General features: G+C 44.0%; 25 protein-coding genes. 4 read left to right on the forward strand and 21 right to left on the reverse strand.

All coding sequences use genetic code 11. From position 1 onward, the window contains the following. Positions 1-35 precede the first annotated feature (35 nt). The 7 genes from NSQ50_RS18730 to NSQ50_RS18760 all read right to left on the reverse strand — a co-directional run bounded on the left by NSQ50_RS18730 (position 36) and on the right by NSQ50_RS18760 (position 6,296). Entirely contained in the window at positions 36-1,052 is a 1,017-nt protein-coding gene (locus tag NSQ50_RS18730) for a S66 family peptidase (protein WP_076223179.1), read from the reverse strand. 160 nt (positions 1,053-1,212) lie between these two features. Then, the gene (locus NSQ50_RS18735) at positions 1,213-1,590 is read right to left on the reverse strand and encodes a hypothetical protein (RefSeq protein WP_036688624.1); all 378 of its coding nucleotides are present in this window, start codon (positions 1,588-1,590) and stop codon (positions 1,213-1,215) included. A gap of 80 nt (positions 1,591-1,670) precedes the next feature. Further along, entirely contained in the window at positions 1,671-2,021 is a 351-nt protein-coding gene (locus NSQ50_RS18740) for an Asp23/Gls24 family envelope stress response protein (RefSeq protein ID WP_036688625.1), read from the reverse strand. Between the two features lie 28 nt (positions 2,022-2,049). Further along, on the reverse strand, positions 2,050-3,156 hold the full coding sequence (locus NSQ50_RS18745) for an AI-2E family transporter (RefSeq protein WP_036688627.1): 1,107 nt from the start codon (positions 3,154-3,156) through the stop codon (positions 2,050-2,052). A 41-nt stretch (positions 3,157-3,197) separates the two neighbouring features. After that, on the reverse strand, positions 3,198-4,616 hold the full coding sequence (locus tag NSQ50_RS18750; RefSeq protein WP_076223176.1) for a sensor histidine kinase: 1,419 nt from the start codon (positions 4,614-4,616) through the stop codon (positions 3,198-3,200). Beyond that, positions 4,594-5,301: a response regulator transcription factor gene (locus NSQ50_RS18755; protein ID WP_170914177.1), complete on the reverse strand. Its 708-nt coding sequence runs from the start codon at positions 5,299-5,301 to the stop codon at positions 4,594-4,596. The genes NSQ50_RS18750 and NSQ50_RS18755 overlap by 23 nt, the downstream gene beginning before the upstream one ends. Positions 5,302-5,456: 155 nt before the next feature. Then, complete coding sequence (locus tag NSQ50_RS18760; protein WP_036688632.1) at positions 5,457-6,296, reverse strand: DegV family protein; 840 nt, start codon at positions 6,294-6,296, stop codon at positions 5,457-5,459. A gap of 170 nt (positions 6,297-6,466) precedes the next feature. Here NSQ50_RS18760 and NSQ50_RS18765 point away from each other — a divergent pair, with 170 nt between their 5' ends. Beyond that, positions 6,467-6,691 carry a hypothetical protein gene (locus tag NSQ50_RS18765; RefSeq protein WP_076100352.1) on the forward strand — a complete coding sequence of 75 codons (225 nt, stop codon included), beginning with the start codon at positions 6,467-6,469 and terminating at the stop codon, positions 6,689-6,691. Positions 6,692-6,999: 308 nt separating this feature from the next. Here the strand turns inward: NSQ50_RS18765 and NSQ50_RS18770 are convergent, their stop codons facing one another. The 4 genes from NSQ50_RS18770 to NSQ50_RS18785 are packed head-to-tail and all read right to left on the reverse strand — an operon-like array spanning position 7,000 to position 11,268. Continuing rightward, entirely contained in the window at positions 7,000-7,797 is a 798-nt protein-coding gene (locus tag NSQ50_RS18770; protein ID WP_306068376.1) for a PHP domain-containing protein, read from the reverse strand. Between the two features lie 34 nt (positions 7,798-7,831). Next, positions 7,832-8,665 (reverse strand): energy-coupling factor transporter transmembrane component T family protein, encoded by an 834-nt coding sequence (locus tag NSQ50_RS18775; protein WP_038572018.1) that lies wholly within the window; start codon positions 8,663-8,665, stop codon positions 7,832-7,834. Next, positions 8,652-10,376, reverse strand: coding sequence for an ABC transporter ATP-binding protein (locus NSQ50_RS18780; protein ID WP_445670417.1), 1,725 nt, complete (start codon positions 10,374-10,376; stop codon positions 8,652-8,654). The genes NSQ50_RS18775 and NSQ50_RS18780 overlap by 14 nt, the downstream gene beginning before the upstream one ends. 13 nt (positions 10,377-10,389) lie before the next feature. Then, positions 10,390-11,268 (reverse strand): cell division protein FtsQ, encoded by an 879-nt coding sequence (locus NSQ50_RS18785; protein WP_076100347.1) that lies wholly within the window; start codon positions 11,266-11,268, stop codon positions 10,390-10,392. Positions 11,269-11,449: 181 nt separating this feature from the next. Here NSQ50_RS18785 and NSQ50_RS18790 point away from each other — a divergent pair, with 181 nt between their 5' ends. Then, a complete protein-coding gene (locus NSQ50_RS18790; protein WP_036688639.1) occupies positions 11,450-12,283 on the forward strand; it encodes a MurR/RpiR family transcriptional regulator in 834 nt (277 codons plus the stop codon). Between the two features lie 31 nt (positions 12,284-12,314). Here the strand turns inward: NSQ50_RS18790 and NSQ50_RS18795 are convergent, their stop codons facing one another. The 4 genes from NSQ50_RS18795 to NSQ50_RS18810 all read right to left on the reverse strand — a co-directional run bounded on the left by NSQ50_RS18795 (position 12,315) and on the right by NSQ50_RS18810 (position 14,913). After that, complete coding sequence (locus tag NSQ50_RS18795; RefSeq protein ID WP_036688642.1) at positions 12,315-12,575, reverse strand: helix-turn-helix domain-containing protein; 261 nt, start codon at positions 12,573-12,575, stop codon at positions 12,315-12,317. 15 nt (positions 12,576-12,590) lie between these two features. Next, complete coding sequence (locus NSQ50_RS18800) at positions 12,591-13,583, reverse strand: hypothetical protein (protein ID WP_076100345.1); 993 nt, start codon at positions 13,581-13,583, stop codon at positions 12,591-12,593. Positions 13,584-14,335: 752 nt separating this feature from the next. After that, positions 14,336-14,530 (reverse strand): hypothetical protein, encoded by a 195-nt coding sequence (locus NSQ50_RS18805; RefSeq protein ID WP_076100343.1) that lies wholly within the window; start codon positions 14,528-14,530, stop codon positions 14,336-14,338. A gap of 80 nt (positions 14,531-14,610) precedes the next feature. Beyond that, entirely contained in the window at positions 14,611-14,913 is a 303-nt protein-coding gene (locus NSQ50_RS18810; RefSeq protein WP_076100341.1) for a DUF6809 family protein, read from the reverse strand. A 105-nt stretch (positions 14,914-15,018) separates the two neighbouring features. On the opposite strand from NSQ50_RS18810, the gene NSQ50_RS18815 reads away from it, so the two are divergent. Together NSQ50_RS18815 and NSQ50_RS18820 are read left to right on the forward strand one after the other, a co-directional pair. Beyond that, positions 15,019-15,237 carry a helix-turn-helix domain-containing protein gene (locus NSQ50_RS18815; RefSeq protein WP_076100339.1) on the forward strand — a complete coding sequence of 73 codons (219 nt, stop codon included), beginning with the start codon at positions 15,019-15,021 and terminating at the stop codon, positions 15,235-15,237. A gap of 60 nt (positions 15,238-15,297) precedes the next feature. Beyond that, complete coding sequence (locus NSQ50_RS18820; RefSeq protein WP_076100336.1) at positions 15,298-15,453, forward strand: helix-turn-helix domain-containing protein; 156 nt, start codon at positions 15,298-15,300, stop codon at positions 15,451-15,453. 160 nt (positions 15,454-15,613) lie between these two features. On the opposite strand, the gene NSQ50_RS18825 is transcribed toward NSQ50_RS18820, so the two are convergent. The 6 genes from NSQ50_RS18825 to NSQ50_RS18850 all read right to left on the reverse strand — a co-directional run bounded on the left by NSQ50_RS18825 (position 15,614) and on the right by NSQ50_RS18850 (position 24,655). Then, positions 15,614-17,335: a helix-turn-helix domain-containing protein gene (locus tag NSQ50_RS18825; protein ID WP_076100334.1), complete on the reverse strand. Its 1,722-nt coding sequence runs from the start codon at positions 17,333-17,335 to the stop codon at positions 15,614-15,616. A gap of 108 nt (positions 17,336-17,443) precedes the next feature. Beyond that, positions 17,444-18,220 (reverse strand): IucA/IucC family C-terminal-domain containing protein, encoded by a 777-nt coding sequence (locus NSQ50_RS18830; protein ID WP_076100332.1) that lies wholly within the window; start codon positions 18,218-18,220, stop codon positions 17,444-17,446. Position 18,221: 1 nt separating this feature from the next. Beyond that, positions 18,222-19,271, reverse strand: a complete 1,050-nt coding sequence (locus tag NSQ50_RS18835; protein WP_038572027.1) for an ABC transporter substrate-binding protein — start codon at positions 19,269-19,271, stop codon at positions 18,222-18,224. 404 nt (positions 19,272-19,675) lie between these two features. Then, complete coding sequence (locus tag NSQ50_RS18840; RefSeq protein ID WP_076223170.1) at positions 19,676-22,252, reverse strand: glycosyl hydrolase; 2,577 nt, start codon at positions 22,250-22,252, stop codon at positions 19,676-19,678. A 297-nt stretch (positions 22,253-22,549) separates the two neighbouring features. Further along, entirely contained in the window at positions 22,550-23,698 is a 1,149-nt protein-coding gene (locus NSQ50_RS18845; RefSeq protein WP_076100329.1) for a DUF3626 domain-containing protein, read from the reverse strand. Positions 23,699-24,010: 312 nt separating this feature from the next. Beyond that, the gene (locus NSQ50_RS18850) at positions 24,011-24,655 is read right to left on the reverse strand and encodes a Type 1 glutamine amidotransferase-like domain-containing protein (protein WP_036688655.1); all 645 of its coding nucleotides are present in this window, start codon (positions 24,653-24,655) and stop codon (positions 24,011-24,013) included. Positions 24,656-24,839: the final 184 nt, after the last annotated feature.

A 24,839-nucleotide genomic window follows, 5' to 3' on the forward strand; every position in this document is an offset into this window, starting at 1 on the left:
GACAACCCAAGGGGTTGTCCTTTTTTGATATAACGCTATTCATAGAAATATTGCTTTACCGTCCCTACCCCGTCTGCCACTTCAATTTCTGCATAAGCTCCATTAATAAAAGTAACCTGCGGCGGGACATGACCACAATCGATATCATAAACGATCGGCACCTTAAGCTCTTGAAAAAGTTCAGCATAGATATCCTCGGCAGTATAGTTATCCACAGGCCTATTAGCTGGACTTCTGCCAAACATAATCCCCGAACAATTCTCAAACCACCCTGCCAGCTTCATCTGCACTAGCGATCTGCGTAAATCCGCTGTGTTCAATTCACAATTTTCCAAATACCAAACAATTGGTTCGTCATTAATCATTTCTTGCTGAAAATGCTGGAGCTTTCCATAAGGTGTGCCGATTAAATGCCTAATTACATCTATACAACCACCCAACAGACGTCCTTTCATCGTTACAGCATCTGTAGTTAGAGACTTCCAATAAGTCTCCTCTGTCAAATGAAAAACGCATGGCGAAGGCACATCATGCTGCCATTCCCGCTGATATTTAAGAGATGAATGCTGGACAATGGACTCACCCACTGGTGTCTCTAGAACCGCCTGCCAGAGGGCTGTAGTATCATCTGAATACTCTCCCCGTAAATCAATGAGATTCGCTCCGTGGGCAGTAGCCAGACCGGTTGTCAGCGTGACCGCAAGCAGCAAGACGCTTATATCTGAATATCCCACGATCCATTTGTCCTGCAAAGCATCAAAATCAATATATTCCAGAGCTTCAATTAACAATTCCCCGCCCCAAGGCGGAATAAGGGCATCGATTCCGTCATCATTGATCATCTCATTAAACTCATGACCACGAACATTGGCTGGTGCAGATTTAGCCTTATCTTGCTTCCATGCCGTTTCGCCGATAATGACATTAAATCCTTGCGACTTCAACCGGCTGGAGGCCAGTGTAAGAAGTTCTGCATTTTGAATGCCTACTCCAGATGAAGGTGCTGTAACGCCTATCGTCGCATTTTTTTTCAAAAAAGGGTATCTAATCATATGCCACCTCCCAGAGTTTGTACCCATTATATCCCTAAAGTGATAATGAGAACACCTCCTTCTAACACATACTTTACGCCTACAAAAAAAGGACCTGGCGGGATGCGTCAACGTATGACCACAAATCCTGCACATGTCCTTCTTCAATTAAACCCAAACACTAGATTAAAGAGATAGCAAGCAGTTCAAACAACACAAGCGGTAAAATCACATTATTATTGTATGGAGGACCTGGATAAGGTCCTGGATATGGGCCAGGTCCCGGGCCCGGATGAGGATGATAAGGCTGATGAGGGTTGTAAAACCCGCGGGGCATTTGCCCATTAGCCGCAACGTTCAGATACAAGTGTTTATTATCTACTCCGGCTATAACGCCTTCATGTACAAAGCCATCAATTGTCTGTACGTTCACCTTATGGTTAAGGTATGGCTTGCAAGATTGATGTAAGGAATCACGGACACCGTGCAGGTGCCGGATCACAGCAGGATCGGCCTGATAAATCACATTCTGTTGCTGCCCAGTGTTAAATGTCGACATGGATGTTCTGACCTCCGTAAATGGATTTGCTCCATTCTATGCAGAAGCCTAGATTACGGTGCCTATTAAATGGGCTATTCTTAGAATGGCAGAGCGACCTTCTCAACCTTAACATTTACGGAAACTAGAGACAGTCCCATCATATTTTCAACAGCATTTCTTACATTTTGCTGTAGCATATAGCAGACCTCTTGAATCACACATCCGTAATTAACTATGACCTGAAGATCGATGGCAACATCCACTTCTTTTACTTCAACGGACATTCCTTTTTTTACATTTTTACCGCTTAGACGTTTAGCCCAGTTGTCCGAGATACTGCTTCCTGACATGCCGGCAATACCCGGTGTGTCCAGAACCACTTGCCCGACGATCGAAGTCACCACATCATCTGAAATATGAATTAGTCCTTGCTCCGTTCCTTCATTCATAGAAATCCCTCCATAATGTTTTATTACCTTAAGAGATATCAGGACTCTCCTCTACCTCTATCTCTACCCGTCGTTGCTTGACAAACAAATAATAGGCCTTGGTCAAGACGATTTTAACAATCATATACAGCGGAATAATCAGCAATATCGCTATGATCCCGCCTAAATCCCCGCCAACCAATACCAGGATAATCGTTGTCAGTGGATGAATATCGAGCTTTTTCCCAAAGATGTAGGGAGCGATTAAATTATCCTGTATCTGCTGCGCTACCAGAACAATGATGATGGACCAGACGGCTATAGACGGCGATTGAATGAATCCGATGATGAAAATAGGGATACTAGACAGTATCGCACCAATAAAAGGCACGAAGTTCATCACAACTGCGATTACAGTCAACAGCAATGCATATTGCAGGCCGATAATAAGGAAACCAATATACATCAGAACGCCTAAGGCTAAATTAACAAGCACCCGGCCCACGATAAAGCCACTAAGCGCACTGTCGATTTCAGTCATCATTGTAGTTCCTTCTTCACGATACTTCTTTGGGAAGAAACTTACAATCTTACGTCCGAATTTCCCACCTTCCTTAAGCATGTAGAATAACATAATCGGAAAGGTGAATAAAATGATCGCAAAATTCGAAACAAAAGAGAACAGTCCTGAAACGTAATTCGTTAACAGCGTAAACCCTTTATTCAAATAGTCCGTCAATGTGGAGGCTGGATTCGCATCAGCAGGGATCAACGCAGACAGAAATTCATTATCTTCTAGTTTCAATAGCTGTTGATTCAAGGAGGCAATGAGATTTGGCATATTATCGACGAAATTAACTAATTGTGTGCGAAGTGAAGGCCAAACGCCGATAATAAAAGCAAACAGAAGCACTAAAATAACTACATATACGATGATAATCGCCAAAGAACGATTCAGCTTATATTTCTCCAAGGTATCGATCAGTGGCCGCAGCAGGTAATAAAAGAAACCCGCCAGCATTAAAGGCACTATAATGACACTGAACAAAGACAGGATCGGTGTGAATAAAAAATCTACGCGTGAGCCTAAAAATACAATGCCTAACACTAAAAGGATCGCTAGACAAACTCTGATGAAATTGTTCAGTTTAGCCATAGTTTCTCTCCCGTCTTCTGATTTGGATGTCTTCCAGCTCGTTATTTCGGAATCCGGATGGCGAATACCGTAGGTTCCTTCTTTCGGCGACTGAGATGAAGTGTACCACCCATTTTCTCTGTATTTTTCATAGCTATCGAGAGACCTAGCCCTGTTCCTCCCGAAGCTGTCCGCGCTTTATCTCCCCGAACAAACGGATCAAACATTGTGGACCACAGCTCTTCTGGAATACCCACTCCAGTATCAGCGATTTCAATCGTGACTTCTTTCTCCAAAGGGATCACCTCCACACGCAAATGTGTACCTGGAGGATTATAGATCAGTGCATTGGTGATCAAATTATGAACCACACTCGAGAGCAGCTCCGCATCAAAGTTCAAGAACACATCCTCTTCGGGAACATTTAGATGCAAAACAAAGTTCTTTTGTTCAATCTCTCCGTAGGTATCTGCAATGATTTCACGAATAAATTCGCCCAGTTCTTGACGCTCCATTCGTAGCAAGAAATCCGGTGAATCTATCTTTAACAGCTCCAGCATGTTCTGAATCAGCTTAGTAACTTGTGAGGATTTATTATAAATATAGCTTAGATATCTTTTTTGGCGCTCTTCATCCTCGCCTCTACCTTCCACAAGCGCCTGTGCAAAGCCCTGTATACTCGTTATCGGCGTCTTCAGATCATGGGACAGATCAACCATCATCCGTTTCTTACTTTCCTCTGCCTGGCGTTTTTCTTTGGTCGTCTTTTCAATTACATCTGCCATATAATTAAAAGTCTCTCCAATTTGCGAAAATTCCTTCTCTGCATATAAAGCGATTCGAGTATCATAATTCCCCTGAATCATCTGCTTCAACCCAAGCGTGATGATACGCAGTGGCTTCCTGATTCGCCGCGCTACCCAATAGCTGTACACGATAATTAGCAAAAGAATCATTACCACACCCAAAAAGACGTAGTATGAAAGCGAATGATTAAAGTAGGCCACGAAGGGATCACTATTAATGGTGATGGTGATAGCTTCCCGCGGCAGCTTCAGCAGCAGCCACTCCGATTCGCTCTGAGCATTTAGCGTGGTCAACGAGTAAAAGTAAGCTTGATCTTCTCCATTTTCCAAACTTTTTAAAAGCTGGTTACTGGTATATTGGGTTACACCGTCTTTTTTTTCTCCAACAACCTTGGTGACCTTCATGTCTTGATCCAAGACCTCGATCCATCCCCCGCTACGCAGAAGACGTTTGGTTTCTACCCCATGCTCCAGATTTTCTCGATAAGCACTAGCTTCCACCTTCAAATCAGGATCAGCGATTTTATTTTTTTCGAAAATATGGGTCACATCAAGATTAATAAACAAATAATATACAATCACAAGAAAAAACAAAATACAGATAAACAACAAAAAATCCAGCGTCAGCGATGATTGTAAAGGTCGTTGATCTCTATTGCTCCATAGGCGCTTCAATTTTGTATCCCAGCCCTCTAATAGTCTTTAAATATACTGGCTTTTTGGAGTCTTCCTCAATTTTTTCCCGGATATTGCTGATATGTACCATGATACTATTATCTTCGTACACATAGAAATCTTCCCACACGGCCTCATATATTTTTTTGCGTGTAAAGACTCGTCCAGGCTGCTTCATCATTAGTTCCAAAATTTTGTACTCGGTAGAAGTAAGCACCACAGGTTCACCTGATCGATAGAGCAGACACTGGCTTTGATCCAGCATTAATTCACCTAATACGATCTGCTCAGCTTCTTTTTCCTCAACGACTTGCGCATCGAAATGATGTACACGCCGCAGCAGTGCTCCAACACGGGCTACTATTTCTAATGGATTAAACGGTTTCGAAATATAATCGTCGGCTCCTAGTTCAAGACCCAGAATCTTGTCATGATGTTCACTTTTGGCGGATAAAAATAACACTGGAAAATGATGCACCTCGCGGATCTTTTTCAATAATTGCAGTCCATCCAGACCCGGCATCATAATATCTAGTATTGCCAAATCAACCTTATGGTTCTGCACCTGCGTTAAGGCTTCAGTTCCACTGTTCGCTTCCAAAATGTTGTACTCTTTCTCTAAATATAATCTTAGCAATTCCACAATTTCTGCTTCATCATCAGCGATCAATATTGTATACATGATAATCCCCCCATCTAACTATATTCTGTGATTATTAACAGAGCCTAAACACAATCTAAAGAATAGCTAAATTATCACATAGGAATAAAATAAAAATCGCACACGGGAAACCGTCCCATGTACGATCGTAATTTGTCTGGATTGTGAGGATCACTACTTTAAAAAGCTACGCCAATTCCGCCTTCCCCAGCATAGGTTCCCATTACCGGACCCATGCTTGAGAGTAAGACTTCTTTGAAGGGATGCTTTAGTAAAATGCGTTCTTTAATCTCGAGTGCCAGCTTCTCACAATTACTGTGTACAATAGCGATAACCGCTTTCTCGTAATCATGCTGCTTCTCATCCAAATGCGCAAGCAGACGATTCAGTGCTTTTGGAAGACCCCGGGTCTTCTCCACTACTTCGACAGTGCCTTCTTCGCTGATTTTGAGCAGCAACTTTATATTGAGTACAGACGCTACGGCTCCCGAGAGCCGACTTAGACGTCCGCCCTTCATTACATTCTCCAGAGTGTCCAGCGTAAAATAAGCGTTAACTTCCTCTATCTGCTGAAGTACCTTTTCCTTGAGCTCTTGCAAGCTTGAACAAGTTAAGGACCACTGCGCCGCCAGGCCGACAATCAATGACAGCCCGCCTGAGAAGTTTTTGGAATCTATAACCTCTATTGCATTGGTATGTCCTTCATCCTTATACATTTCCATAGCAATCATAGCCGTCTGATAAGTGCTACTAATATTAGAGGACATACAAATGACCATAATGTCAGTTCCCTCCTCCACTTGCTTGAACTTCTCAAGGAATTCGTTGGGACTTGGACTAGCTGTGGTAGGCAGCTCCTTGGATTCGCGCATTTGAGCATAAAAGCTTTTCGTGTCCGTATCTGCCGGCATTAACTCATGCCCAAAATGAACCGGTAGGTGGATCACGGAAACATTATACTTCTCCATGTAGTCAAGGGGCAGGTCTGAACCGCTGTCTGTTATGATCTTGATTGCCATAATATAAGTACTCTCCTTTCAATATCAGTACTATTATAGCCACCATAAAATGAAATCTCCAGTAACCTTTATAACTTGAAAAATTCTTCGATCTGTGCTATGTCTTTCTTCCTTAACTTGTCCTTATATGATATGGTTTATAAATAAGCGTATAGAAATGGAGTGTATGTATGAGTAAGGGAAGAGTATGGAACAGAGGCAAACATGATGGTACAGGACTATCGAGAAAAAAAACCGTAGATCAAGAGGGTACAGCTTCTACTGAAACTGAATCCACAGAACCTTCGAAGGAACCTTCCAATTCAAGAATTGATACTGTAAAACCGATGAATCGCACGAATTGGGTGACCAGACCCACCCGAGTCAGCAATAAAGATTCGAAAGACAAACGATAATTCATACATTCTAAGATTTGAGGACCCAGATGACGTTATTGGCAAATTCCCAGCCTTCTGAGCAGAGTTTCGGACTCCAGAGCCGTTATTCCGTTGAAAGAGGTTCATATATGGTGTTTTTCGTGCCATTAGTGACTATGCGGTCCGTTAGCATCCCAAATCTGGAATAAAACTGCGTTTAGAGTCATCTGTGTCCGATAGTTATCTTTGTACATGCAAAAGTAATGAAATCCAGCGAACAACAAAAAGGGTTGTCCCAGTAGCCATTTCATCATTTCATGGCTTATGGAACAACCCTCTTCTACTTTCTACGCCATATATCCTAACTCCGCTTCATCTCTGGAGGGGGCTTCGCCAATTAACTGCTTCAATAGTTTTTTCATCATTACCGAAGCTTTTACTTTGGTATGAAGACACGGAGAAACCTCTATTTCATAGTTCCCTTGTTTGATAGCTTCCTTCAATTCTTCCACAGTTGAGCAGGAGTCTTGCAGTCGATTCACAACACTGCCATACTGCAAACACTGATGACTGTCACTGCCAGCAATCACAGGCATACCCAGCTTCTCAGCAAAGGGCGTGATCAAGTTTTTATAAGTCTCCACCCCCTGCATGTAAATATCCTTAGCGTTGAAATCAAAAGCGTCTAATCGCTGAAGCAATGCCGGATCCAGTTGATGTAAAGGCGTAGAAGTTCGGAAGGGGTGGGCTCCGATTTTCCAAAGATTATGTTCGTCGGCCATATCAAGCAACTGCTTAAAAGGTATGAAATTCCCCTCCTGTGTATGTTCATCTAGTAAAGCGCGGACAGCTAGAACATTCTCCTTCAGTCCGATCAACAGGATGTGACCTGTCTCCGCGATATCCACTTCCATGCCTGGAAACAGTTTAAGTCCGTTCACATCGTAATAATGCCCGTTATAGGGATAAGTCTGATCCAGCGCATCATACATCGCAAAGAAATTAGAAGTATTAAAATGCTCGGTCAATGCTACAGCCTGTAATCCATTTGCCTTGGCTTCGAACATCATCTCCGCAAAATATTCGGGGGAAAACGTAGATTTCTTAGATAATTTACCATGGGTATGCAGATCAATATTCATCATGTCTAATTCGTCTCCTTTGAGCTTGTAAGTTATGTTAATACACCAGTTCAGGGTAGAGATAACCAATACAGAATATCAAGATGACATAAGCAATGGATCCGGATAAAAAGTACCAGTCGGACCGCTTCATTTTCAAATAAGATAACTTGATCTTCTTCACTTTCTTATTATTAAGCCCGTAGCTAAATCCCCGAGTCTCAAGAGCTTCAATCGTTGTTCGAGAACGTTTAGCTGTGTTCAACATGAGCGGGTAAAATGCCAGAATGACGATTCGCAAATAATACGTTATTGTTCGCCAGTAGAAAATTCCATGTTGAAGCGGTCGTTGCCCTCTCAATCTAAAGGAAAGTAGAATTTGATGGAATTCCTCCAGTAAAGTAGGCAAAATACGATAGCCATAAGATAAGCTGAACGCAAAGGTATCAGGGATTCCTAAAGATAGTAAGCCGTCACTAAGTCGTTCCGGATCAAGACTTGAGAAAACCGTAATACTTGCCAGCGAAATCACCGAAAGCTTAAGCGTCAGTGTCAGCATAGGCAGCAAGGATTCAATCCCCCCGCCGAAAAAGAGCGACAATATAAACATCCAGCCAATCTGGCTGATTAAGCCGAGACATAATATAAAAATAATATAAGGGCTGACCCGGGAGAGGACGGTCGTTAAAACCATAAGCACGAACATCCCTAACAGGATTGTCCGGTTATGTACAAACCAAGGCACGATGGCAAAAAAGAGATACCAGAGCAGCAGGGTTCGCGGGTCCAGCCTGCCCAGAAAAGTGCTGCTGCTGTTATATGCGGTCCCGAGTAACTCCAATTTGATTTGTTCTACAGATATACGGTCAAGTGCCCGTTTAACGGCTTCCATGGATTGCAGCTACCTCCTTCTTTTCCACTAAACTCACAAACTCTTCTAAGCTACTGCAAATTCTAGGGAGACCGAGCATACGACTTAGCTCCATCAATTGGGTCTGAGCCAGACCCGCACGCCGTAAAAGAAGGCCGTCAGCGAAAATTTCATCCTTCGTCCCATCCGCGATTATCCGCCCTTGATGCATTACAATTATTCTGCTGGCCCATTCTGAGACAAGCTGCATATCATGAGTTGCGATGACGACCGTCTTCACATGATTACGAAGCGTCTCCAGCACATGTACCATTTCTTGTTTGGTCGAAATGTCCAGATTAGCTGTCGGTTCATCAAGCAGCATGATGGCGGGCCTAACCGCGGCACCAATCGCCAAGGATACCCGGCGCTGCTGCCCTCCACTTAACAGTCGGGCATCCCGTTCAGCCAGCTCGCTTAAGCGAAACGCCTTTAGCATCTCATCCACTCTTTCATCCGTATCTGGTAGTTTCCGCGCCTTCAGATAATAAGCGATTTCCTTACGCACAGAATCCTCGATAAACATTTCCTCCGGATTCTGGAATACATAAGCTACCGTACCGGAGAGACGTTCAGGCGGCAGCCCGTTCACCGTCATTTCTTTAACCTTTACGGTTCCAGCTATAGGTCTGACAATACCAGCAATCAGCTTCATTAATGAAGATTTACCTGCTCCGTTGTTGCCAATAAGAGCAATGGACTCTCCCTGCCGCAGTTCTAGCTGAATTCCATTCAGTACAGGATGCGGCACCTTATGAATCGTACGATAAGAGAGGTGGACATTCTCCAGCTGAACGATAGAACTTTCTTCTTTTGCTGCTATGGGGAGCTGCTCTTGAATTCGTCCGATTGGAAGTGTCTCCACATTAGCATCCTGACGAAGCATCATGCGGGTACTGCCTTCCTCAGCATTTAAGGGAAGCAGCTTTGACTTCTGATCATCAGGCTGTAGCAGCCAAGCCGCCCGGGTCACATCCGGTGGGTAAATGCCCAGCTCTAGCAATTCTTCTACAGATGACAAAGCTTCACGCACAGGCTTCTGCCAGCGCATTTTACCCTGATCCATCAGGACAACATTTTTACAATAATCCGCAATAAATTCCGCATGATGCTCAATCACTACAATGGTCTTTCCATGCTCTTCATTCAAACGCTGCAAAATATCATAGATATGACGTGCATGCTGCGGATCCAGCTGGGCTACGGGTTCGTCGATAACCAGAATTTCCGGATCCATAGCTAGGGCTCCGGCCAGAGCGAGCAGGTGTTTTTGCCCACCACTTAACTGCCAAATAAATTCATGCCTCAAATCACTAAGTCCGGTTAACGCCAGCGCACGCTCTCCCCGTTCCTTGTAATCCGTAAACCCATAATTCAGAGGTGTAAAAGACACATCATCAAGCACCGTCGGCCTTACCAATTGATTCTCGAAATCCTGATAAACATAACCGATACGTTTGGACAGCTCTGCTACACTTTTTCCATCCGCAGATTGGCCGCAAACTGTCACCTCTCCATTGAAATCACCCGTGTAATAATGAGGAATTAAGCCGTTAAAGCATTTGCAGAGAGTAGATTTTCCGGAGCCATTACTGCCGATGATCGCAATAAAATCTCCTTCTCCCAGTCGTAAGTCTACGTCTTGCAGTACTGGTTGTTCAGCTCCCGGATACGTAAAGTTAATTTTGTTCAATTCAAGAATTGTATTACGCATCTGCTTGACCCGCTTCCTGTCTTTTTCGTGTCGAACGCCGAAGCAGTGTAATAATCGCCGTTGCCGCTACAACAGCCGCTACCAACATACTGAGCCAAATCAAGGTCTTTTCATTCGATTCCGCTCCTGCAAGCTCAAAATCACCGAAGTTCCAGCCCGATTCCGATAACAATTCTGACCCCACCGCTACCATCACTAGAAAGGTTCCGGCAATGACCAGCTTAGGAGATAGCCACGCTCCTGTTGCATATTTCATATTCCGCTCACGCGGCTTCATGCCAAGCAATGGTTCAATTTTTCCATATAAACGCGGAACCAGATACATAGTAGGAATTAGCGCGAACAAAATGCCGGAGAAGAGTACATCATTCAGGAACCCTACTCCCTCAATTACAACGATGCTTTCAGCCAGCCCTTTAACAGCCTCTAGCTCTTCTACCCCTACCCATACCTTCACAATATCTATAACGGAGCTAAAAAACTGGTGAATCGCCACGCCGGTAATCGCAGCCACTCCAACCTGTCTACGATTCTTCGGATCAGATACCATGCGGCCTGCGGTATACATCGCCAGTGAGAAGGTAATGAATTTCTCCAGCTCCCCTAAACCTCCAAATTGGCCTAACATCAATTCCCCGAAGATTACCTCACCAACAGCTGCTCCGACCGCCGCATATAAGGGGTGAAACAACATACATAATGTCAAAGGAATGAAGGCGAAATATTCAATGGATAATTCAATCGGGCCCAGTTTGATCCCAGGCACTAGCTCGGTAAACATATTGGACAACCCGTAAAGCGACATCGACAGTACAAAAATCATCATTTTTTGTGACTGAGTCAGTGTGTAACGCGTTTTTATCGTGCTCATGAAATATTTGGCCTCCCAATAAGAATTTATCTTCATTATAAGAAGGCCATGTCATCACAGCTTTTTTCATTTGTTAAATGAGAGTAATATTTTTTTCAATATTTTTAACGTTGTAAAAATATTTACAACATATTCGCACGTTATATTCTATCTATCGCATCATCATAGGAGGATTGAGAGATTGTATAAAGATTGGAACCATCGCGCTTTTTCGCCTAATCAACGGATAATTGCCGACTTTATTCAGAAAAATGAGCAACGTGTGGTCTATATGACCGAACAAGAAATGGCAGACGAGCTGCATTTGAGCATTGCCTCCGTTTCACGGTTCTGGAAAGCTGCGGGGTATAAACATGCCAAAGATTTTAAAAACCGGCTCCGTTTCCGCTTTGAATCCACACCTTCTGTAAAAATGCGTGATGCCATGCAGCGATCAGACGATACCTCACTCCCTCAACTGCTGCTGGACAATTGTTCACATCATTTGCAAGAAACACGCCGCTATTTAAGTGACGATGTACTAAAGCGTGCAGTAGATGCAATATCAACAGCTCGGATTATTTATGTATACAGCCCTGGCCCTTGCGCCGGATTAGCAGAGCTAATGATCTATCGAATGGCGCGTTTTGGTCTTCAAATGAAAAAAATGGCCCCCAGCGGCCATGAGCTGCTAGAGACCTTAATGCATGCTGACAAACAAGATGTCTTGCTTGTCTTTGGATTTGTGCAAATACTGCCTGAGATTGAAGTCATACTGAACCATGCACGTGAAGTAAATTACCAGGTCATCCTGATCACAGATAGACTCGTCTACCCGCGATCGCAAGATGCAGATATCGTGCTTTATGCCGGGAGAGGTGAGGTTTGGGAGTTCCACTCCATGGTTGGCCCCACCTATATTATTGAGAATCTGATCCTTGGAGTGGGATTAGCGAACAGGGACAGTAGTCTAAGCAAGCTGGATAAATTGCAGCAATTGCGCGCGCAGTATGGGGGGAAGCTCCCGCGGAGTTAGGTTTAGATTTGACTGCAAGGTGAAGAGAAATTTAATTCATTCCTAAAGCTTCTTTAATTTGTGGGATAGATAAACCGTTTGCTTTCATTTCTTTGATCCAAAGAATGCGCGCGACGGTTTCTTCTCTTTTATATCTGCGTGTTAAGTTCTCCTCTGCCTGTTCAAAGGGCAGCATGCCTTCTTCTGTGTAATGTTTGAGTGTACTATAACGAGCATTTGTGATTCTTACTAATTCCCCTATCGATACATATTCTGACGCCATAATATTCTCCATGGATCGTTGTCTAGACATTGATAACCAACTCCTTTACAGCGGGCGTTTCGGAATAAGACGCACACCTTGAATTGGCACTTTCATCATTACAAAATGTGGGATCGCATCGTAGAGCAAATTATCAATTTTAAGGGTCGCAATTGATCCTCTCTCCAGCACCTTAACTTCATGACCATAGGACATTAATCTTGTAATAACTGCGTCTAACCTTTGATTAGAATTATCAAACCAAGACTCTGTTTCTATAAAGACAGCTCGTGATCGCTCTAGGGCAGGGAAGATAAGATTGAGACTACTGCCGATAAAGGTCTTCGCAAACTTTGTCTTCAATGCTAAAAAACGTTTGATGCCTAACTCAACTCCCTGGCGGATTTGTATAGGAAACAATGCCTTTGCCCATAAGTTACTTTGGTATAGATCATGTAATTTGATATTCACCTGTTCTAATTCGTTCAGTGAGAAGAAATCTTGCATACATCCACATTCACGAAGTAGCCATAGCATACAAATGACCTCATCCGTAACTGGGCCCTCTTCCAAAATCTCTGCGCGCATATTCTCTGTAATGCTCGTGTATGCCTCCATATTACTTCGATAGGCTCTAATTTCAACTTCAGCAGAATCAAAATACATATCGCTCCCTATCAGGCTTGGTATATCTTCAAGCAAATTCATGGCTTGAAGATCATCTGAAATCGCGGTTTCGAACTTTTTTAATTGATGGTTAGACTTCCTCGAAGCCTTCTTTAACCACCAATTTAGGTCACCCTTCACCTCAGCACTATTATGAAGTAAGGATTGTAGAACAGTTTCTCTATAGAGTGTTGAATGAGATTGATCAAGTGCTTCCTTGTGCAAAGTTAACTTGTTCTCAGATTGTGTAAAACATCCCTCTAAGTAAAGCTCCAATATAACCGCTGCTGCCATGCAGCGCAAAGACACTTTCTTGACAGTAGTCATCTGAAGACTTCTCTGAGCATTAAGCGCGATCAATGAAAAACTTGGTGCTAATTTAAGATCCATCATAACCATCCACCCCTATCCATTAATTCGTATTTACAGGAAGATATTTATTCCGTATGGTGAGCGTTTGATTTACTTACTACTTACTACTTACTACTTACTACTTATCACTTAAAATACACCATCATTACAATAATTGTCAATGGTCTGGAATAACGTAAAGAAGGCCCTGCCCATAATGGTCAGGCCCCGATTTTATAGACACTAAAAAAAGACCCTAGGCTATAAGCTGCTTCCGGTAATCAACCAGGGTAGCTTAGAAACAGGAGGATCAGTTCTAACGGGAATTTATGTAGCCAATGAAGCAATTGGAGCATCCGGCTGGTCTCAAAAAGAAGTCGACTTGTTAAGTTAAATAAAGAAGGCTGGCCATGTGAGCCTGCCTTCTTTATTCACTCGAATCACTCGGATCAATAAGTAAATTGGTTAACTCTAGATTTTCAACCTTGTCTTCTTTGACGACAAAGGCAAGGGAAGGATGATAGAATCCTTAGTCAAGCTTGGTACCGTTCACCCAATAGTTAACAACACCATCTACTTTCTTTTCGCTGCGGGATGCCTCAGGGATAGCTGCAATGATATCCTTTTCACTGCTTCCGATACCGATATTTTTATCCGTCCTAAGCGAAGAAAGAGAGCTAATCGGTATATCAACTACGCCTCCGACTGGCTTAATTTCTCACTACGGTAAAACTGATCGTCAAAATTATCTTTTTCATAAAACCAGCGGATGTTAAGAGGTTCCCCCACTTCCGTCATCCGTTTCGAATGAATTCCCGCTCCGCTTTTTTCAAATGCTTTAATGAATTTTCGAAAGAATATGGAAACTTAGCCCTAAGTTTAGAGAGTTTTTCAACCTCTCCCATAGCGATAGCTTCCTTAATAGCAGGAACCAACTTCGCTTGAATAATGCCCCAACTTTCTGCCTGAAGAAGTTCGTCTATCAACATATGCGGTTTGGAATGATATTGTTCAATTTTTGTTCTCCTCTTCTCGATTTCTACCCTCTAATAGCTCTATCTTTATTTTTTCAAGACATAGCTTCTCCCTTAGAGTGTATAAGTTCATCCTTATGTTCTAATACTTCTATTATCATAGCAGCCCCCGTTCTGAATCCGAGAGTATAGGCGGAAGCGGATGAGATAGAGTTCTGCATGCCACTCAGATCCAAGGCTTGTTCAATCATAGTAAAGTCTTCTATAGATAACTTTGCTTTTAGGATGTCCATAAACTCTGAGATTAGCTTGGAGTTCTGTATATACTCGGGATCGCGTAAACACAAAAGTTCACTTGGACAGATTTTCCCGTAATATAAATCCTCCAAAAGACTCACCAGTCATCCCTCCCAAATCATCTCTTCAATCATTTTAGCGAATTTATCGCTAAAAATAAATAGCGAATAATTCGCTAAGATATGCTTGCCTTGGAGGTGTTTAGTATGTATCAACGTATCCGAGATTTACGTGAAGATAAAGATTTGACTCAAACCCAAATGGCAGAGTATTTGCAATGCAGCCAGCGGATTTATAGTAATTATGAACGCGGTGATGTTGATATTCCCACGGCTATTCTGATTAAGCTAGCAGATTATCATAAGACGAGTACTGACTATTTACTAAACAGAACGAACCAAAAAACTCCTTACTCTAAAAGTTAAATTAAAAGAATGAGTAGATATCGCAGTTTTCAAAGGATTTCATCCTTATGCTGATGAGCATTGTACACAGGAATCCGTGATTTACGCGAAGACAAAGATCTGACACAGCAACAAATAGAGGAGCTTTTATATATTACACAAGCCACCTACTCCCGCTATGAAAATGGAAATTTGGATGTTCCGAGCGCCGTTTTAATTACGCTAGCTAATTTCTAAAAAGTAAGCATCGACTATATTTTAGGTCAGACAGATAATTCCAAATGCTATCCCAACAAATAATAATCCGCAGCACAAACAAGCTCCTGTGATAATCACAGGAGCTGTTCACGTTTAGGCTAAAAATAGCCTGAAATTAGGGGATGCTCTTAGATACCGCTCAGGCCAGCAAGGTACGGGCTACCTGATCCACAATGTAATTAATACCTGTCGGTCCGTAGCAGCCGATCCATGTAGCGGCATCTACCGGGTATATATACGGCCGCTCATCGGAATCCAACATCCCTCGGACGCTTTGCTCTGTCGCAGATACCCCCTCCTGCATCATCTCGTTACTAAGTAAAAAATAATGGCTGGCATGCACAGCTGGCAGTCTATCAACTGTAATATGATAAGCCGTGTCGGAAGTGTCTGCGACAAATAGCGGAGCAGGCAGACCAAGATCACGGTACAGCACGGCACCTGTGCGATGGGAGGCAGTATGTACCCGTACCAGCGACTCACGCGGACGGATCAAGGCCACGCTCTGACCCGCCAGCGCCGTTGCAAGCTGCTCAGACAGCAATGCTGTTCGGCGCAGGTAATCCGCAATAATACGCTCCACCTCTGTCCGCTTGTCCGTCAATTCACCGAACAGGCTCAAAATCGTCTGCCAGCTCTCATTCCGTTGAAACATTAGGGTTGGCGCAATCCGGTTTAACCGTTCATAATGCTGGGCATGCACCTCAGTACAGACAATCAAATCCGGCCGCAGCCGTTCGACAGCTTGCAGGTCCGGGTACTCATAAGTTCCGAGCATTTCCGTTGTCTTAAGCCTTTCCCTGATATATTGGGGGAATTTTAACGCTGCACTGCCCGTTCCTACACTCCCTGCCGGAGATATCCCAAGCGCAAGCAAATGGTCTGCATATTGAACGTCGAGTACGGCGATACGCCTCGGAGAAGCGGTGACGCAATATTCGCCTCGCATATGACAAATTACCGGGCCTTGCAGCGACTCGTACGATGAGGCCAGGCGATCCGGCAGCCCAGAATATGCTGAGAGAGCACCGATCCCTGAAGCGGCAGTGCGCCTGTAGATCTGCGGGGGAACTCCATGATATTTCTTAAATGCCCTGCTAAAGTAATACATGTCGCGATAGCCCGTTTTTTCTGCAATTTCGCCGATGGGAGCATCCGTATGACGCAACATCCGCTCGGCACTCTCCATCCGCAGCTGGATTACATATTCCATCGGTCCTAGTAACTTCTCCTGTTTGAATCGCCGCTGTAACTGTCTTGTACTGCATCCGGCAAGCGCTGCCAGCTCCTTAAGCTCCAGCTCCTGACGATAATGCCCCGCTATATAGGCAGCGACAACATCCACCATATCCGCCTCTGTGCCTTTCTGACCACATTCATACTCCATAATAAGCTCGTAAAGCATTCCTTGCAGTAGCGCATTCGCATGGAAACGCTCCAGCCCTTCGCCCCGGCTCCATTTGGCTTCGATTTGTTCCGCAGTCTGATGCAGTTCAGCCAGGAGCACAGGACGGTGAACAAATGAAGTTCGTAATGGGTGATTGCGCTGCGGAAACAGAACATGGGCAGCCCCCAACATTGGAAAAGCCTTGTATATAATAACAGTATAATGAATGGTTTCTGATCCAGCAGTCAAAGTAAATGCTGATCCCTTGACTGCGTGACAAGCGAAATAGGCCTGGATATGGCAAATTTCGCCATTCATCACAAGCCTACCTTCCCCGCCGCCTGCCAGCAGCAACACATTGGCTGTTAATCCGGTTTCGCTCATAACGCCGCCGGGTGGCAAAGTACCGCTACGCACATCAAGCATCTTGATCGTTGTATCACTCCATAAACTTGCCTGTTCTTTCAGCGGCATTTCTCTCATCTCCTGACAATAGCATCCTCTGTTAAACGGGCGCACTCGAATAGGATTACATGCTTTAGTGAAAGCGCGTCCGCAACATAAGTGAGTGCGTTGCTGTTGTCATTTTAATTGAGATTCATTCTCATTGTCAATTTTCGGACATTTTCCGCAATATTCCGCCGACATCCTGTAATAAAAACAGCAGGTGATACGCTTGTTTTTTGCAACCGGAGCCAGGTCATTGTTCTCTGTGAACCGGGTAAACGGATTGCGTCTTGCGCCGAACAATTGTCCGGGAGCTATCCGGGTCAGGAAGGCAAAATCGGCTTGCATTCGTTGCCTCTCTTGCCCAAATTCACCTGTTCCAGGAGAATACAACGGGGCAATGCGTACCATAATATTCTCCCAAAGTACTGCCATGGAGACGGGACCAATTGCAGCAAGCGTGTGCAGCAGCGGCGCAAGACGTTCCGCGAAAATTTCCTCTACGATCTCTTCTCGCCACGCTTCCCTGTCTTCCGGTGCCGCCGTCGCTCGAAGCCCGTTCAGCGCAAGGAAAGGAAAACGCGTATCCCCTTTAAAAGCTGGGGAAGCCGGATGATAGAGGAAGCAGTTCTCCAGCGGGATGGAGACTTCCCGGTTATGAAGGGTCATAGCGGTCAGCATCGGCGCGATCCACAGATAACCGATCCGCTTGGCCAGCATGGAAGCGGCAACCTGCATATCAGGCGCACCGATATAACCTTTAAGCCAGCTTACATATTCGCGGCATGCAGCTTCTTCGTGCAACTGGCTAAGGGCAATTGTACGAACGTTGCCTTCAGGTAGTTCACCTACCCACAGACGGTATTCCTCCGCCATTTGCTTCCAGGTGGCAGACGACAGATAGTTGTCCATTTTAATGCGATCCCAACAGCGCTTCCGCGGTTTGATCTACAATAATATTGAGGGCAATTGGCCCATAATAAGCGATCCAGAGCGTTGAATTCACATTGTATACGCGGTTATTTTTAACGGCATCATGAGATTTCCAGACCGGACTGTTCGCCATTGCCTCTGCCTCTTTGGCAAACAATTCATCCGATAACAGGAAATAGTGATCTGCTCCGATATCAGCGATGGTCTCCATCGAAATTTCAACGGAGGTATCATCTTTGATCTCCTGAACGAATGCAGGAATATTCAATCCCAAATCCTCATAAAGAATGCTTCCGGTCCGATGTTCGGGACCGTGTACGCGAATACCTTCCGGTCTTGGGCGAATCAGAGCTACCGTTTCGTCACCCAGCTTCGCCGACAGCTGTTCCCGCAGTCCGACGATTTTGTCCTCGTAGGCTTGACGCACTACCTTCGCCTCCGCCTGCTTGCCCGTTATCATACCGATGGTAGCCGATGTATCCCGCCAATCTTCATAGAAGTCGAGTACTATTGTGGGCGCTATTTTACTAACGCTGTCATACACCTGCTCCTGAAAGTCCGTCATCAATATAAGATCCGGATTCATCGCTACAATAGCTTCAAGATTGGGCTCATCGCGTGTGCCCAGGACCTTCACATCACCCAATTGTTCACTTAAATATTCTGGAAACTTTGCATCTTTCGCTCCAGCTACAACGCTGCCTGCCGGATGCTCGCCTATCGCTAACAATTGATCGACGAATTTCACATCAAGCGCGGCGATGACCTTCGGCTTCTCAGTCAGCGTATATTCGCCCTTCATATGCGAGATGGTAACCGGGAAGGCTGCAGTCTGAGCCTGTGTCTCAGATGTAGGTGACGGCTCGGCTGAAGCAGATGGCAGTGCGGCAGTGCCCGCATTTGCTCCCCCTCCAGTACCGCAAGCCGTTAGCACAAGTACCAGCGCCATCATCCATATCATTAATAGTCCTGCTTTTTGGGCAGCATCTACCTTTCTACCGGTTGCTTGCCTCTTCTTTGTTCTTTTCATGCTGACTCCCCCTTATGTATGATAATGATTTTCATTATCAGATCAATAAAGCGAGTATAATCTATCTTCATACTCTATTTCCATGTACTTTTGCGACATTACAGCCGGATTAATGCGACATTGCACACCATAGGAACGACTCAGGAGAATCGTGACTGACTACAAAAATTCCACACAAGCAGCTAAATCCCTAATTTTAACAAAAATTCCTTTGCTCCTTTTCTGAAAATAGCCAACACAGTCGATGGTAATCTCGCTCAATTCAAGCTTTTCCTTCTCCAGAAACTGATCATCGAGCAATCTGGCTACTTCAGAAATGGTTCTCCCATTGCACTCCCTGCTTCTTCCCAAAATGAAAAAAAGCATCTTTGTTTTACACAAAGATACCTTTTTTCATTAAAAGCTTATGGCTCAATCCCCCACACAAGCTGACCATTCATATACCCGGTGACCTGTTCATTGTTGATGAACTGACTGCTGGATGCCTTGAACGAATAATCATTAGCCTGGTTGTAATTGGACCAGTCGTTTTTGGAGAAACGGGTTTGAATTTCTGCGCTCTGACCTGGATTAAGTGTTCCAGCCGAACTCGTGAAACCAATTTCCAAAACATAATCTGCACTGGCAACAGGAGTCGCCAGCTTAATGAAATTGCCGGTTACATTCGCATTTCCGATGCTGGCCCAGTCGATCCAGAAACTCTGATCTTTCTCGCCATCAATCGTATAGTAATACCGGACCTTCACATCACTTAGTTGAATCGCTGAATCACCGGTATTGACTACTTTGATTTTGGGTGAAATCCCGTTAGTGGAGGCACTTGTGTTGCCATTAAAAGCTTGGACCGTCAAATCTCCAGTGGGTACTGGAACACTGCTATCCGTTACGTTCACTGTAAGAACAGCATTATTTCCTCCATTAAAATGAAAGGTTATGGTATTCTGTCCCAGCGGAAGCGTGGAAAGATAGGATTTTTTCAGAACAACAGCAGCGCTTGATGCCGTATAATCCTGACTCGCTAAAAGTGTGGAATTTCCATTTGTGATACTTGCAAGCTGGTGTCCATTTAAGGTAAGGGCTACGGAAATATCCTGGGTTAGATTCGCCGCTTTATCAAATGCAGCGCTCACGGGCGCAATGGATGCGCTTGGCGTGGAATCGACAATTTTCACTTTTAACACGGGATCTTGTCCTTTATTAAAATCAAAGATGATCGAATGCTCGCCAACCGGCAGTGTCGCCAGAAATGCTTTTTTGAGCAGCAGCGTATTTCCACTCAAGGTATAATCCTGAGTCTCTATTAATGTATTTGCGCCTGCCCGGAGAGCGGTTAACGTATTGCCGTTTGAATTCACGGTGATGGCTTTGTCATTCTCATTGGAGGCATTTTTATCAAATTCGACGTTCGCAGGTGTGATAGACGCACTTGGAATTGGATTGTTAACCTTCAAATCAGGCAGCTCATCGAGCGTGATTACATAATTGCTTTGGTACAGCGTTGTTAAGGTGGCCGGATAATTAAAGGCGGAACTCATGAGATGCTCACCATACCACGGTAAGAAATAGAGCCAGCCCGATTTTTCCTCTGTCAGATTCTGAACGCTTGGAACGGTGTCGTTCTCCGTCATGGCTACCATTTTCTTACCGCCGGTTAAATCAACAAGCTGATAGAAAATCGAGGTAATCGCGTCCTCATTGGGAACACCAGACAAACCGTCATAGCGGTTATAGATCGTGTTGTATTTATCATAGCCTACAATATCCACCTGATCATCGCCGGGATACCATGCGGGAGAAGTGCTGTAGACATAGCTGTTGTAGGTCCAGATCAAATTGTGCAGACCGTACGTTTCTGTAAGTTCAGTATAGAGCAGATCCCACAACTGCTTGTATACCTCCGAGCCTGCCGAAGCCCACCAGAACCATGCACCTTCTCCATTCAATCCGCCGTTGCCCTCCGCCTCATGGAAGGGTCTGAAGATAACCGGCACATTGTTATTTTGCAGAATCTGCAGTTGCTCCGCCAAATCCCCAATGGCCAGTTGTACATATTGGTATTCTTTCGTACCTGGAACTACCGCATTGGCTGTATTAAAATTGGTTTCTGTCGGCTTGTAGGTGGCTTTCTTCCAATCTACAAATTCCCCGAGCTGATAGGCGGTGAAATCTCGGGGCACAGTGATATGCCAGCTGTTTGTCGCGATCCCGCCCCGGTTATTCACCCAATCGATCATCCGGGCGGTCGTACCATCCTCCCAGCCGTAAAGCGGATTGTAATTCATCAGATCAAATCCGCGGATCGCCGGATACTTTCCCGTTAAATTGTGAATCCAATCAAACTCCAGCTCGGAATTGCCGTCATTTCCGCCTCCGTAAATCTCCTGCTGGCCGGAGATCATATGATTGCCGTAAACCTCCGTTAAATAATTCATCAGAAGCTGAGTTTCCGGAGTCGCTTGAGTATCGCTGAGGACAGGTTGCACATCCAGGGGATCAAGATCGGCATAATCCACAGTGAAGGTATCAAAATAAGCGAAACCCCAGCCAGCCTTCAGTTGAATGGTGTTGCTGCCTTGATTCAGCTTGTGATAGCCAAAATCGAAATTCGACCATGTGGTCGTATAGGGCAGCATATACGACCCCTTCGTAACGCCGTTAACGGCTAAAGATTGAAGCCTGCCATCAGCACTGAGCTCCTGCATATAACGTGTGGAGATCGTATACATGCCGGTTTCTGGGACAGTCACTGTGAAGGAAATTGTACCGGAATTCTGCATCCAGACAAATCCGCTTCCAGAGTATCCGGGTTTGGGCTGTCCGTAAATTTGGGTCGTCACTTGAAGATCGGAGGTGAGCTGAGCGTTTTCGCTTTCAATTGTGAAAAGTGCGTTGTCTGCATGAACGGGCGGCGCTGTCATCAATCCAAGTAGCAGAGTAAATGCCAGCATCATTGTGATTGCCTTCTTGAGCAAATTTTTCATTTCCACCTTTCCTCCCTATGTTAAATATGGTAAATAAAAGTTCAATATACCATCTCTTGGATGCGCTTTCATAGATAAGATAGCATATATTCCATATTTTGTAAATCTACCAAATTGAGAAAATTTCCACATGTAAAAAAACTCCCACCAATATTTATTAGGAGGAGTTAAATAACATTGATTCATACAAACTACTCATCAATGACAAATCAAATATCCCATAAGGAGGGAAATTCGCTTATTTATTTATTTGTTTGTTTACTTAAATGCCCATAACTTCAAGCGTACCAACTCTTCTTACAACTTAAAGTTTCGGAGCGGCTTTCCGTACCGTACCAAAACATGCCATAAGAGTTTTAATTCTTGAAGTACTTCTTTATCGGTTCCTCGGTCCCGCCATGCTGCAGGATCATGCTTTAAGTGCATAGCAGCAGATCCAATCATGCTCGCATCAATATAACCGTGATGAGCAATACGCTCAGCCAAGGAAGGCATCGTAGGCCCTCTAAAATCTGAAGGCACTTCGTCTACCCACATCGCGAATCCCATATGCCAATAGAGTTGGATGGCATACTGTAAACATATTTGCTCCAGGACTTGCCCTGTTGGAGTACCCTTGAATGAAGGATCGGCTACTAAGATTTCCACATCTTCCTTTAGACGGATGTTTCCATGAACTTGCGCTTCAATATAGTGGTTAAGATTACGTTTAGCTTCACATTTTGAAGAGTCTGAAAACGGCATTGTGAGGTTGTCCCGAAGATGGTCAACTAATTTTTGTGATCGAAGATCTTTTTCCCCTAGAGCGGAATCTCTTAAGAAAATCTCCTCTAGTAATGCCGCCATCATATCATCAAATTCTGCAAATGTTCCTTTCTGTACAGGGTTTTGATGCGAATCCATATAGGTGTATGTACTACGATAAGAAACCTCAGGGGATAGGAGGAAATAGCAGGAGCCAAAGCGCGGAGCTGGCCCATCCGAATGACGCATCAAATCAAGAGCGCCATATTTAGGGCGTTCGCTATTCGAAACACCCTCTTGTTGGTATGCCCCTCCAAATAGTCTTTCCTCCCACAAATCACGTGGACCACCAGAATAGGCTGATACACTACCACTGGATAACAAGGTCTCAAATTGGCTCTTGTACACGCCTTGCTCCAATAGCGCCTCTGCAACACTTTTCTTTACCGGATCTAGTCGATCTGGATGGAAATGTAGAGCAATCTTCGCATGTGACTTTATTTTGACCACAGCATCTTCAAACTCTTCCCGATCCACATTAGACATTTGAAGAATTTCATGGATGGTCTGAACTGCTTCACTTTTTCGAGTTCGCGCGTAATTCGTAACATATTCTAAAGCCGATAATTGTGACTCCGATAGTTCCTCAGTGAACTGAGACTCTCTTTTTTTATTGGCATTTGCATCGCCTTTCCACTCCATTGCTTATTCACTCCTTTCTAGACCCAGTACATAAGAAAAGAGACTTGATTTCTCCTCTCACTGTATCAAACGCTTCTTCACTTAAAACTTCATATCCTTACCATCGCAGATTCCGATAACTTTACATGGATCTCGAATGATATAAATTCAAGATTGAATGTTGATGGCTTGAACATGTATGCGCGTTATGCGTAATCTTCCTTTTTCGCAGGAGTAATCAACTCGATTTGCTCGTAAGGTGCTGTCATCAAATAGGGACTCAAAACAAATACCATTCAGTTAACCGTCAGTGTCACAACCACTCAACCATAATTAGAGCGTCTCAGCCAATTTCTGAATCTTTGAGTGGGAAATTAAATATACATTGCCTATAATGTCGATTTTGCTGCCCTTCACACGTACAGCACCATCTTTGTCTGCCGCCACATAAATATCCATTTTATTCGATAAAGGGAAACGCTCCTCAATCATCGCGGTGTTATCATGATCAAAATGAGCTTCAAAAGAAAAGTGATTAAGAGCCATACCTTCACAAACAGTGCATTCATCCACATATTCATCAGACATGTTCATCCCACCAGCACTTGTTCCCATTACAACAGCATTGCTTTTTTTAATCAAATCCGATAATTCATATTCCGTCAAAAGGTGCTTTTGGTTCCGAGCGGTTCCACCACATAAAAAAACGACAGAGGCGTTTTGAATTAATCGCTGGGCATCTTCCTTCTGCGTGCGGTCATCAATGAAATGATATTCATCAAAATAAATGTTAGCCTGATTAAACCATGTCCTTTCAAAAACACTATCAATATTAACTTGTTCATCACTAAAATCAGACGATTCAGCGCTAATCATAACCAGCGATTTTCTGTCTGTTATATCCTCATGCAACACATTGACTAACTTCTCAGAAAAACCCTTATCATAAAACCAATCCAAGTAATAGTGAGTTTTCATCCGTAATTACCTCCATATGTAATATTTAAATTATCCATTATGTTTATCAAAATCCATAGTGCCAAGCAAGAGAAATTATCTTCATTCCTTTTATACCATGGATATCGTACCATATAATGGAATTCAATAAATCTTACAAATTGATTAAAACAAAAAAATGCCAGCATCATTAGTACCTTCGGTG

The sequence above is a fragment of the Paenibacillus sp. FSL R10-2788 genome (genome assembly GCF_038003885.1).
In the GTDB taxonomy this organism is placed as follows: Bacteria; Bacillota; Bacilli; order Paenibacillales; family Paenibacillaceae; genus Paenibacillus_AQ; species Paenibacillus_AQ odorifer.

What these genes read in the sequence shown, in the direction of transcription:
- NSQ50_RS18730 (WP_076223179.1), bottom strand. Translation starts at nt 1,052, where the DNA reads ATGATTAGATACCCTTTTTTGAAAAAAAATGCGACGATAGGCGTTACA.
- NSQ50_RS18735 (WP_036688624.1), bottom strand. Translation starts at nt 1,590, where the DNA reads ATGTCGACATTTAACACTGGGCAGCAACAGAATGTGATTTATCAGGCC.
- NSQ50_RS18740 (WP_036688625.1), bottom strand. Translation starts at nt 2,021, where the DNA reads ATGAATGAAGGAACGGAGCAAGGACTAATTCATATTTCAGATGATGTG.
- NSQ50_RS18745 (WP_036688627.1), bottom strand. Translation starts at nt 3,156, where the DNA reads ATGGCTAAACTGAACAATTTCATCAGAGTTTGTCTAGCGATCCTTTTA.
- NSQ50_RS18760 (WP_036688632.1), bottom strand. Translation starts at nt 6,296, where the DNA reads ATGGCAATCAAGATCATAACAGACAGCGGTTCAGACCTGCCCCTTGAC.
- NSQ50_RS18765 (WP_076100352.1), top strand. Translation starts at nt 6,467, where the DNA reads ATGAGTAAGGGAAGAGTATGGAACAGAGGCAAACATGATGGTACAGGA.
- NSQ50_RS18770 (WP_306068376.1), bottom strand. Translation starts at nt 7,797, where the DNA reads ATGATGAATATTGATCTGCATACCCATGGTAAATTATCTAAGAAATCT.
- NSQ50_RS18775 (WP_038572018.1), bottom strand. Translation starts at nt 8,665, where the DNA reads ATGGAAGCCGTTAAACGGGCACTTGACCGTATATCTGTAGAACAAATC.
- NSQ50_RS18785 (WP_076100347.1), bottom strand. Translation starts at nt 11,268, where the DNA reads ATGAGCACGATAAAAACGCGTTACACACTGACTCAGTCACAAAAAATG.
- NSQ50_RS18795 (WP_036688642.1), bottom strand. Translation starts at nt 12,575, where the DNA reads ATGTCTAGACAACGATCCATGGAGAATATTATGGCGTCAGAATATGTA.
- NSQ50_RS18800 (WP_076100345.1), bottom strand. Translation starts at nt 13,583, where the DNA reads ATGATGGATCTTAAATTAGCACCAAGTTTTTCATTGATCGCGCTTAAT.
- NSQ50_RS18805 (WP_076100343.1), bottom strand. Translation starts at nt 14,530, where the DNA reads ATGTTGATAGACGAACTTCTTCAGGCAGAAAGTTGGGGCATTATTCAA.
- NSQ50_RS18815 (WP_076100339.1), top strand. Translation starts at nt 15,019, where the DNA reads ATGTATCAACGTATCCGAGATTTACGTGAAGATAAAGATTTGACTCAA.
- NSQ50_RS18825 (WP_076100334.1), bottom strand. Translation starts at nt 17,335, where the DNA reads ATGCCGCTGAAAGAACAGGCAAGTTTATGGAGTGATACAACGATCAAG.
- NSQ50_RS18830 (WP_076100332.1), bottom strand. Translation starts at nt 18,220, where the DNA reads ATGGACAACTATCTGTCGTCTGCCACCTGGAAGCAAATGGCGGAGGAA.
- NSQ50_RS18835 (WP_038572027.1), bottom strand. Translation starts at nt 19,271, where the DNA reads ATGAAAAGAACAAAGAAGAGGCAAGCAACCGGTAGAAAGGTAGATGCT.
- NSQ50_RS18840 (WP_076223170.1), bottom strand. Translation starts at nt 22,252, where the DNA reads ATGAAAAATTTGCTCAAGAAGGCAATCACAATGATGCTGGCATTTACT.
- NSQ50_RS18845 (WP_076100329.1), bottom strand. Translation starts at nt 23,698, where the DNA reads ATGGAGTGGAAAGGCGATGCAAATGCCAATAAAAAAAGAGAGTCTCAG.
- NSQ50_RS18850 (WP_036688655.1), bottom strand. Translation starts at nt 24,655, where the DNA reads ATGAAAACTCACTATTACTTGGATTGGTTTTATGATAAGGGTTTTTCT.